This is a genomic window from Leptospira soteropolitanensis (assembly GCF_026151655.1).
Lineage (GTDB): Bacteria > Spirochaetota > Leptospiria > Leptospirales > Leptospiraceae > Leptospira_A > Leptospira_A soteropolitanensis.
Window position 1 is genome coordinate 1 of the sequence record NZ_JAMQPN010000032.1, and the last position, 3,319, is coordinate 3,319.

4 protein-coding genes are annotated in these 3,319 nt (G+C 31.7%); all 4 read right to left on the reverse strand.

The window, feature by feature from the left end; translation table 11 throughout:
• Positions 1 to 132 precede the first annotated feature (132 nt).
• Positions 133 to 888: a DUF4272 domain-containing protein gene (locus ND811_RS18960; protein ID WP_265353559.1), complete on the reverse strand. Its 756-nt coding sequence runs from the start codon at positions 886 to 888 to the stop codon at positions 133 to 135.
• A gap of 210 nt (positions 889 to 1,098) precedes the next feature.
• Positions 1,099 to 1,440, reverse strand: coding sequence for a HigA family addiction module antitoxin (locus tag ND811_RS18965; RefSeq protein ID WP_238761866.1), 342 nt, complete (start codon positions 1,438 to 1,440; stop codon positions 1,099 to 1,101).
• A gap of 18 nt (positions 1,441 to 1,458) precedes the next feature.
• A complete protein-coding gene (locus ND811_RS18970) occupies positions 1,459 to 1,740 on the reverse strand; it encodes a type II toxin-antitoxin system RelE/ParE family toxin (protein WP_135781391.1) in 282 nt (93 codons plus the stop codon).
• 292 nt (positions 1,741 to 2,032) lie between these two features.
• Positions 2,033 to 3,319 (reverse strand): coiled-coil domain-containing protein (locus ND811_RS18975; RefSeq protein ID WP_265365552.1); only part of this gene is annotated, 1,287 nt, incomplete at its 5' end.

Sequence of the window (3,319 nt, forward strand, 5' to 3'; positions counted from 1 at the left end):
GACGGGACGTTAGGGATTGGCACGACGCTTGCGCAAGCAAGAGGAGTGACAAAAGCCTATGTGTCGCAGACCGAACGAGGGCGCCAGTCCCGAAGTGAAGCGGTTAGTCGCTGTTATCTGCAGTCGCAAATTTTATGTATCTGTAGTAATTAATTCCCAATCTTTCTCAGCACCCGATAGCCATATAAATGCATATTGTCTGTATTCTACAAGTTTCTGAACGAGAGATAATTCGGTTTTGTTTAGTTCCGTAATTATTAGCGATAATGTCTCAACAAAAATATCTCCATTTTTTTCTAGAGGCAATAAATTAAATGCATCACTTATTTCATTTCCGAAAAATTTTGGAATTTCAGCTTTTATATTAATTCTTTTTTTATTACCTAATAAAATTTCTTTACATCTCCAGTTGTATAACATATATGCATCATTATAAAGTTCAATTTCATTATTGGAACGTATTAAATTCTTTTCTGATGTAAGATATTTTTTATTGATCAGCTTAATTGGTTCAGGTTTAAAGAAAAATAAATCGTCGTAGTATTCCTTCTGACATTGCATTGAAAATTCTGGTAATTCATTAATACCGCCTATAGCCCATAATAATGGTATTAGTTTTTCAATCTGCCAAGTTAGTTCTGCATATTCTTCAATTTTTAATGTTCCAAGATCTTTGTTATACTTTTCATATTCATTTTTCGTTAAATAGCTGGTTATTTTTTCATCTGTTGCCCACTTCTTTAATTTATTAAATATTTTAATTGAATCATTTTTTTCCTTTAAACTTATTTTATCACTTTGAAAATCTACTTCCTTCCAGCCGCGATCACTTAGTAGTTGCAATGCCAATATTCTCTTTATTACTTCATTTGGTTTTGGATTTTTCATCTTTAATTTATATTTATTGCGATTGCAGATAACGAACTAGACTAACCGACGTAGGCTGACCCTGAGTCCCGGAAGGGACGTTAGGGACTGGAACGACGCTTGCGTAAGCAAGAGGAGTGCCAGAAGCCTATGTGTCGCAGACCGAGCGAGGGCGTAAGTCCCGAAGCGAAGCGGTTAGTCGCTGTTATGCGCAGTAATTCATGTAAGAAATTAAGCCACAGACTTAATTTTTTTATTCTTTTCGTTTTTCTTTCTAATATCTTTAAAGGACTTTATATCTTTAATTTTAGATTTAAGTTTATGTGATTCTAATCTAATATCAAAATCATTTTGAAGTCCAATCCAGAACAGAGGATTGAGTTCAAAAAATTTGCCTAATTTTATTGAAATAGCAGCAGTAATACTTCTTTTACCGTTAATAATATCTGAAATGTTTGATTCAGGGATTCCTGTTTCTTTTGCAAGGCGATAAGCCGAAATTTCTAACGGAATAAGAAATTCTTCAGATAGAATTTCCCCAGGATGAACATTGATAAAAGTTTCTTTTTTCATATAGGACCTCCAAATTAATTAATGATAATCTACAATTTCAACATCGAAGACATCACCATTATCAAAACTAAAACAAATTCTCCATTGATCATTGATTGAAATAGCAAATTGGCCTTTTCTGTCTCCATCCAAACTATGAAGTTTATTTGAAGGAGGAATTTTTAATTCCTTAATATCTTTTATGTTATTCAACATTCCTAATTTCATTTGTGCTTTCCTTTGCAATTCAGGAGGAAATTTCTTAGAGAATTTACCTTTCCAAAGGGACTGAGTTTCCTTGTCAGCAAATGATTTGATCACTTTTTATATTACTTATCATTTTGGTAAGTAATGCAATCATTTTTTTGAGATCCGTTTAATATTTTTTTTCCTTTACCCAAGTCCTAAGGCATACATTTGAATTATTGCGCATAACGAACTAGACTAACCGACGTAGGCTGGCCCTGAGTCCCGAACGGGACGTTAGGGACTGGCCACGACACTTGCGGATGCAAGGGGAGTGCCAGAAGCCTATGTGTCGGAGACCGAACGAGGGCGTAAGTCCCGAAGTGAAGCGGTTAGTTGCTGTTATACGCTGTCGCATATTTATAAACTAATTTATCTTCTTTTGCTTGACTATTAATAAAATTTTATCAGTAATTTTGTTGATTTTTAAAAATGAAAATAAAATTCCCAAAAATTGAATTACCGTTAAAACGAAAGATTCTGTAATGTTGATTGGAATGTTGAGTTGTTCTGAAACTTTATCATAGAATATTCCTAAGTAAAGTATAATTAAGAATCCCATTATCATTGGTCCTAAAAAGATTAGCAATGCGAAGGTTTTTGAATATGTATCAGGATAAGTTAAAAACCATGTAGAATAATATTTGTCATTTATGTTTATATTTGAAGAGAGGTATTGTAAACGACGAACGTTTATATCTAGCCAGACTAGTGAAGAAAATACAATTATAGGGTAAAGGTATAAAAGAGTAAGAAATGAAATTGAAACATTCGAAAATGTAATTGTTTGGAAATTTTTACCTCGCAGTTCTTCTTTTTTCTCTTTGAAATTGATGCGTTCGGATAGCTTTTTTTTACTTTCTGCAATATCGCTATTTATTTCTTCGATTTTGTTATTTGTTTCGGAAATATTAATTTCTATACCAGTTATTCTCCCTTGAATGTCTGGATCATCAATTTCTCTATTATAGAAATTCGACTTATCTATCTTTCTAATTTCTTCAAGTGCATTATCTATTTCTTGTAAGCTGAGGAGAAAATTTTGAATTTTTAACGCTGTTTCAAATTCTAAATCATCTGAATCATTTTTTATTGCAAAGGGCCCGATTTTAAATGAGTTGGTTTCTTTAAAAAAACTTTTAAAGTTTATTTTCCAAACATTCTCAAGAAGTTCATTAGCTTTCACTGGAATTTTTGAATTGTCTATTCCTGACCAAAATTCGTTTACGCCTATGCCATCGTTGTATTCTAGCTTTCCATTTTCGCGGATTGAAAATTCGAATATGTTTAATCTTCCTTTTAATAAGGATAATAAATCTTTCCTTTTTTTTAGAATTTTACTATATTCATTATACCAGATTGTTTCTGCCGAGTCTCTTTTGTATATCTCCAAACTTTTATAAAGATTATCCAGATAGTCTAAATGAATTGAACGTAATTTTTCATTACGCTGAATCTTTCCATATATATTAGTGCTGCTAATAATATTTTTTTCAAATACTGATGTTCGGTATAATGCTAATATTGAATCAAATAAAAAATATAAAACCGTCAGTGAAATTATTACCTGTAGGACAGATGTTTGAACTAATCGTTTTTCTACTATTTCTATTGTTTTTTCTAAATTGTTTATATTCATAAATTTATGCGATAG